This window comes from Tessaracoccus sp. MC1627 (assembly GCF_014164725.1).
Classification (GTDB): domain Bacteria; phylum Actinomycetota; class Actinomycetes; order Propionibacteriales; family Propionibacteriaceae; genus Arachnia.
This window is the reverse complement of record NZ_JACJGA010000004.1, coordinates 553,899-560,313: the sequence shown is the minus strand read 5'-3', so window position 1 is coordinate 560,313 and position 6,415 is coordinate 553,899. Positions and strand designations below refer to the sequence as shown.

At 68.5% G+C, this 6,415-nt stretch carries 6 protein-coding genes; 2 read left to right on the top strand and 4 right to left on the bottom strand.

The genetic code is table 11. From position 1 onward, the window contains the following. The coding region (locus H5399_RS11100) for a class F sortase (protein ID WP_182783086.1) at positions 1-696 on the bottom strand (696 nt) is incomplete at its 3' end. Positions 697-899: 203 nt separating this feature from the next. Here H5399_RS11100 and rpsA point away from each other — a divergent pair. Next, positions 900-2,339, top strand: coding sequence for a 30S ribosomal protein S1 (rpsA, locus tag H5399_RS11095; RefSeq protein ID WP_182783085.1), 1,440 nt, complete (start codon positions 900-902; stop codon positions 2,337-2,339). Positions 2,340-2,395: 56 nt separating this feature from the next. Here the strand turns inward: rpsA and H5399_RS11090 are convergent, their stop codons facing one another. Next, positions 2,396-2,551 (bottom strand): lmo0937 family membrane protein, encoded by a 156-nt coding sequence (locus H5399_RS11090; RefSeq protein WP_182783084.1) that lies wholly within the window; start codon positions 2,549-2,551, stop codon positions 2,396-2,398. Between the two features lie 59 nt (positions 2,552-2,610). Between H5399_RS11090 and coaE the strand changes: the two genes are divergently transcribed. Further along, a complete protein-coding gene (gene coaE / locus H5399_RS11085; protein ID WP_182783083.1) occupies positions 2,611-3,207 on the top strand; it encodes a dephospho-CoA kinase in 597 nt (198 codons plus the stop codon). Positions 3,208-3,217: 10 nt separating this feature from the next. On the opposite strand, the gene gcvP is transcribed toward coaE, so the two are convergent. Next, positions 3,218-6,049 carry an aminomethyl-transferring glycine dehydrogenase gene (gene gcvP, locus H5399_RS11080; protein ID WP_182783082.1) on the bottom strand — a complete coding sequence of 944 codons (2,832 nt, stop codon included), beginning with the start codon at positions 6,047-6,049 and terminating at the stop codon, positions 3,218-3,220. Further along, on the bottom strand, positions 6,046-6,408 hold the full coding sequence (gene gcvH, locus H5399_RS11075; protein ID WP_182783081.1) for a glycine cleavage system protein GcvH: 363 nt from the start codon (positions 6,406-6,408) through the stop codon (positions 6,046-6,048). The genes gcvP and gcvH overlap by 4 nt, the downstream gene beginning before the upstream one ends. Between the last annotated feature and the right edge of the window lie 7 nt (positions 6,409-6,415).

Below are 6,415 nucleotides of genomic sequence, written 5' to 3'. Positions count from 1 at the left end.
CCAGCAGATGATGATGGCCAGCTGCGGGGCTCCCTCGAAGTCCACCATCACGTCGGAGTTCGGGTCGTAGTCCGCCACCCACACCTTGGTGGAGCGGGTGAACTCGTAGCACTGGACCACGCCGTCGTCGCCGTACAGCTTGATCAGGTCCCCGGCCACGAGCTGCGGCTCACCGCCGGCGTACAGCTCGTTGCCCAACGCCTTGCCCGTGCGGTACGTGTGGATGGAGAGGAGGGCCTTCCCCGCGTCGCCGCCGGGCATCGGGCCGGCGTTCCACCAGGACGCGGTTCGCGGTTCGTCCTTGGGCGGCGCGGCTATGTTGCCGTCTTCGTCGAGGTTGAGCGAGACCACGGGCTCGTCAGCACCGACGGCCGGGATCGCGAAGCGGGTTGGGACAAAGCCGGCGGCCGGATCCGTGCAGTCAGGCGTCGCGGTGCCGAGGGTGGGGGGCCCGGCAGCCGGAGAGGAGCTCGCCGGCAGGGGAGAGGGGCTGACGGAGGGCGTCGGGGGAGCCGTCGACGGCGAGGGCCGCGCGGAGGCGGCGGGGACGGGCGTGGAGGTGGCCGGGACGGGGAGGGCGTCAGTGTCCTCGCCCCTGGGAATCATCAGCGCGATCAGCGCAACGACCACGAGCGCCGCGGCAAGGACGATGAGCAGGGGGAGGCGCGAGCGCGACTGCTGCGGAGGAGTGGTCACACACCAAGCTTAGGCAGCGCCCACGACCGGCGAGAAGCCCTGTAGACAACCCACCGTGGCAGGGGCTGACCCAGGTTGCTCCTGAACCCCATCAAAGCTAGGCTGGGGAGGCATTGTGGCCTGCGATCCCTCGGACGGAGTGGGGACCGCGCGTTTCGGCAGGGCTGCTGTGCACTGTCATTCACTTTCGGAGCCCTTACTACATGACCTCCTCCACTGAGGCACCGACCGTTACGGTCGATGACTACGGCACCCCAGAGGCCTTCATGGCCGCGGTCGACGCCACCATCAAGTACTTCAACGACGGAGACATTGTCTCTGGCACCGTCGTCAAAGTCGACCGGGACGAGGTCCTGCTCGATATCGGTTACAAGACCGAAGGCGTCATCCCCTCCAAGGAACTCTCCATCAAGCACGATGTGGACCCGTTCGACGTGGTCCAGGTCGGCGATGTGATCGAGGCCCTCGTTCAGCAGAAGGAGGACAAGGAGGGTCGCCTCATCCTGTCCAAGAAGCGGGCTCAGTACGAGCGCGCCTGGGGCACGATCGAGAAGGTCAAGGAAGAGGACGGCGTCGTCACCGGCCACGTCATCGAGGTGGTCAAGGGCGGCCTCATCGTCGACATCGGCCTCCGCGGCTTCCTTCCCGCCTCGCTTGTCGAGATGCGGCGCGTCCGCGACCTTCAGCCCTACGTGGGCATGGAGCTCGAGGCCAAGATCATCGAGCTGGACAAGAACCGCAACAACGTGGTCCTGTCCCGCCGCGCCTACCTGGAGCAGACGCAGTCCGAGGTGCGCCAGACGTTCCTCACCCAGCTCCAGAAGGGCCAGATCCGCAAGGGTGTCGTGTCCTCGATCGTCAACTTCGGCGCCTTCGTCGATCTCGGCGGAGTCGACGGCCTCGTGCACGTCTCCGAGCTCTCCTGGAAGCACATCGATCACCCCAACGAGGTGGTCGAGGTGGGCATGCCCGTCACCGTCGAGGTGCTCGAGGTGGACATGGATCGTGAGCGCGTCTCCCTGTCGCTGAAGGCCACCCAGGAAGATCCGTGGCAGACGTTCGCCCGCCTGCACCAGATCGGCCAGATCGTCCCCGGCAAGGTCACCAAGCTCGTTCCGTTCGGCGCGTTCGTGCGCGTCGGCGAGGGCATCGAGGGCCTGGTCCACGTCTCCGAGCTGGCCGAGCGTCACGTGGAGATCCCCGAGCAGGTTGTCTCGGTTGGCGACGACCGCATGGTCAAGGTCATCGACATCGACCTGGAGCGCCGTCGCGTCTCCCTGTCGCTGAAGCAGGCCAACGAGGGCGTCGACGTCGCAGCTGACGACTTCGATCCGCTGCTCTACGGCATGCAGGCGTCCTACGACGACCAGGGCAACTACATCTACCCCGAGGGCTTCGATCCGGAGACCAACGACTGGAAGGAAGGCTTCGACGAGCAGCGCGCTGCTTGGGAGGCCCAGTACGCCCAGGCGCACGCCCTGTGGGAGACCCACAAGCGTCAGGTCGAATCGGCCGAGACCGCGGACCGCGATGCGGCCACGGTTGCGGCTGCTGGCTACACCACCGAGTCCGAGGGCTCCGGCGAGCTCGCCTCGGATGAGACCCTGCAGGCACTGCGGGACAAGCTCACCGGCGGTCGCTGACTCGTAGCATCAAGGAGCCGCCCCCTCTCGATGAGAGGGGGCGGCTCCTTGCTTTGTCAGAGTGCGCGCCGGCCGGTGATCAGGTTGTAGACGAGGATGGCCAGGGCCACCAGCAGCAGCAGATGAATGAACCCGCCCGCCACCTTGGCGATCAGCCCGATGAGCCAGAGTGCGATGATGACTGCGAACACGATCCACAGAATTCTTGCCATGATTTACCTCCTGAGGTGGGATGATCGTGCATCCAGCCTAACCCCAGTAGCATCGGGCCATGGCACGCATCGCTTTGACCGGCGGGATCGCCTCGGGCAAGTCCATGGTGGCCGACGAGCTCGCCCGCCTGGGCGCCGTCGTGATCGACTCGGATCTTGTCGCCCGGGAGGTGGTGGAGCCCGGCACCGATGGGCTGCACCGCATCGTTGAGCGCTTCGGCTCCGGGATGCTGAATGCCGACGGGACGCTGGACCGCACCAAGCTGGGCGACCTGGTGTTCGTCGACGACGAGGCCCGCTCGGACCTCAACGCCATCGTCCATCCGCTCGTGCGGCAGCGCGCCGACGAGCTGGTGGCAGCCGCCCCGCCAGGCACGGTGGCGGTCCAGGTGATCCCGTTGCTGGTCGAGACCGGCCTGGACAAGGCCTTCGACCACATCATCTGCGTTGACGTGCCCACCGAGACCCAGGTCAGGCGGTTGATGCAGCGCAACAACCTGAGCCTGGACCGAGCGTGGGCCAGGGTCCGGGTCCAGGCGTCGCGGGCGGACCGGCGCGCGGCGGCGGACTGGGTGATCGACAACTCGGGGGACCAGGCCTCCACCGTGCGTCAGGTGGAGGCCCTGTGGCCCGCCCTCGTCGCTCTCAGCGGCTGAGCCGTCAGGCTCAGGCGTCGGTCCCCTCCCAGGGAGGGCAGGCGCAGACCAGGTTCCGGTCGCCGTAGGCGTTGTCCACCCGGCCGACGGGGGGCCAGTACTTGTCCACCCGGAACGCGCCCGGCGGGAAGCATCCCTGCTCCCTGGAGTACGGCCGGTCCCACTCGCCCACCAGGTCCTGGGCGGTGTGCGGGGCGCGCCTGAGCGGGGATTCCTCAGCGCTCATGCCGCCCGCGACCACCACGTCGGCCTCGCGGGCGATGTCCAGCATCGCGGTGACGAACCGGTCCAGTTCGGCCAGGGTCTCGGACTCGGTGGGTTCCACCATGAGGGTGCCCGGCACCGGGAACGACATGGTGGGGGCGTGGAAGCCGTGGTCCACCAGGCGCTTGGCGATGTCGTCGACGGTGATCCCGTGGTGGGCGTACTCCCGCGGATCCAGGATGCACTCGTGCGCGACGCGGCCCCGGGCCCCGCGGTAGAGGATGGGGAAGGCCCCGCCGAGCCGGGTGGCAAGGTAGTTGGCGCTCAGGATGGCCACCCGCGTGGCCTGGGTCAGGCCGGCCCCGCCCATGAGCAGGATGTAGGCCCACGAGATGAGCAGGATCGACGCCGAGCCCAGCGGAGCGGCCGACACCGCCCCCGCCTCACCGGTGCGCGGATCCGAGGGAAGGTGCTCCACCAGGTGGCTCTTCACGCCGATGGGACCCATGCCGGGGCCGCCGCCGCCGTGGGGGATGGCGAAGGTCTTGTGCAGGTTGAGATGGCTCACGTCGCCGCCGATGTCGCCCGGCCGCACCAGGCCCACCATCGCGTTCATGTTGGCGCCGTCGATGTAGACCTGCCCGCCGAACTCGTGGGTGATGTCGCATACCTGTCGCACCGACTCCTCGAACACGCCGTGCGTCGACGGGTAGGTGATCATCACCGCCGCGAGCGCCTCCCCGGCGGCGGCAGCCTTCGCGCGGAAGTCGTCGACGTCGATCTCGCCATCTGCGGTGGCCTTGACCGCCACCACCTTCATCCCCGCCATCTGCGCGGAGGCGGGATTCGTGCCGTGGGCAGAGGTGGGGATGAGGCACACGTCGCGCCGCTCACCGCGTGCACGGTGGTACTCGGCGATGGTCAGCAGTCCCGCGTACTCGCCCTGGGCGCCCGAATTGGGCTGCATGGAGAACGCGTCGTAGCCGGTGATCGCGCACAGCTTCTGCTCCAGGTCCGCCACCATCTCCGCGTACCCGGCGGCCTGGTGCGAGGGCGCGTAGGGGTGCAGGGCCCCGAACTCCGGCCAGGTGAGTGGCATCATCTCGGCGGCGGCGTTGAGCTTCATCGTGCACGAGCCGAGCGGGATCATCGCCCGGTCGAGCGCCAGGTCGCGGTCGCTGAGGCGCCGCATGTAGCGCATCATCTCCGACTCGGCCCGGTTCATGTGGAAGACCGGATGCGTCAGGTAGTCGCTGGTGCGCAGCAGCTCGTCGGGGATGGCGGGCTCCTCGCCCAGGTCCGGCCGCTCGTCGATGCCGAACGCGTCCAGCACCCGCCACACGACGTCGAGGTCCGTGGTCTCGTCCACTGAGATGCCCACCCGGCTCCGGCCGACCCGGCGCAGGTTGATGCCACGCTGCTCGGCTGCGGCCAGGATCCCGGACTGGCCCACGCCGACCCGCACGGTGATGGTGTCGAAGAAGTGCCGAGGCTCCACCTCAGCGCCGTTGGCCCTGAGCGTGGCTGCCAGCGTGGCGGCCATCAGGTGCGTGCGCTGGGCGATGGCCCTGAGCCCGAGGGGACCGTGGAACACGGCGTAGAACGAGGCCATCACCGCCAGCAGCGCCTGGGCTGTGCACACGTTGGAGGTGGCCTTCTCGCGGCGGATGTGCTGCTCGCGGGTCTGGAGGGCGAGCCTGTAGGCACGGGTGCCCGCCGCGTCGACGGAGACGCCGACGAGCCGCCCGGGCATGGCGCGCTTCAGGTCGTCTCGGCAGGACATGAACGCGGCGTGTGGGCCTCCGAATCCCATCGGCACACCGAACCGCTGCGCCGATCCGATGGCGATGTCGGCGCCCATGGCGCCGGGTTCCTTCACCACGCAGAGGGCCAGCAGGTCCGTGGCCACGATGGACACCGCGCCCGCGGCGCGCAGCGCGGAACACTGTGCGGTGAGGTCACGCACGTGGCCGTGGGTACCGGGGTGGGCGAAGATCGCGCCGCACAGGTCGTCGGCGACGAAGTCCTCCGCCGGGCCGGTCACGAGCTCGATGCCCAGGGGCTCGGCGCGCGTGGCGAGGACCGCGAGCACCTGCGGGTGCAGGTCCTCGGCCGCGAAGAACCGCGAGCTCTTGGACTTGGCGGTCCGCTTGGCCATGCCCATGGCCTCGGCGGCTGCGGTGGCCTCGTCCAGCAGGCTGGCGTTGGCGATGGGCAGCCCTGTCAGGTCCTCCACCATGGTCTGGAAGTTGAGCAGCGCCTCGAGCCTGCCCTGCGCGATCTCGGGCTGGTAGGGCGTGTATGCCGTGTACCAGGCCGGGTTCTCCAGCACGTTGCGCTGGATCGCCGGTGGCGTCACGGTGCCGTAGTAGCCCTGGCCGATCAGGGAGGTGGCCACCTGGTTCCTGGCCGCGACGGCGCGCAGCTTCTGCGTCAGCCGGTACTCGGTCAGTGGCTCCCAGGTGAGGGGCTCAGACTGGCGCAGCCCCTCAGGGATGGTCTGATCGATGAGCTCATCGAGGGAGTCGACACCGATGGACTCGAGCATCCGCTGCATCTCTGCCGGGCTGGGGCCGATGTGGCGACGGTGAGCGAAGTCGTCGGGGTTGTAGTCGACCCTCTGCCAGGCCCCCGTCATGCGCCGATGTGCGCCGCATAGGCGACCTCGTCGAGGAACTCCTCGGCCTCGGAGGGATCCGACGGCGCCACCCGGAAGAACCAGGTGCCCTCCGCGTCCTCGTTGACGAGCGCGGGATTGTCGGTGAGCTCCTCGTTGACGGCGGTCACCACCCCGCTCAGCGGCGACATGATCTCGGAGGCCGCCTTGACGGACTCGATGACCACCACCTCGATCCCCGCGGTCACCTCGGTACCCACCTCGGGCAGCTCGATGAAGACGATCTCGCCCAACTCGTTGGCGGCGTACTCCGTGATGCCGACGGCGAACTCGGGCCCGGTGGTGTCGATCCATTCGTGACTCTTGGTGTACTTGATCATGGCTGGT

Coding starts and splice junctions, on each gene's coding strand:
- rpsA (WP_182783085.1), top strand. CDS start 900: ATGACCTCCTCCACTGAGGCACCGACCGTTACGGTCGATGACTACGGC.
- H5399_RS11090 (WP_182783084.1), bottom strand. CDS start 2,551: ATGGCAAGAATTCTGTGGATCGTGTTCGCAGTCATCATCGCACTCTGG.
- coaE (WP_182783083.1), top strand. CDS start 2,611: ATGGCACGCATCGCTTTGACCGGCGGGATCGCCTCGGGCAAGTCCATG.
- gcvP (WP_182783082.1), bottom strand. CDS start 6,049: ATGACGGGGGCCTGGCAGAGGGTCGACTACAACCCCGACGACTTCGCT.
- gcvH (WP_182783081.1), bottom strand. CDS start 6,408: ATGATCAAGTACACCAAGAGTCACGAATGGATCGACACCACCGGGCCC.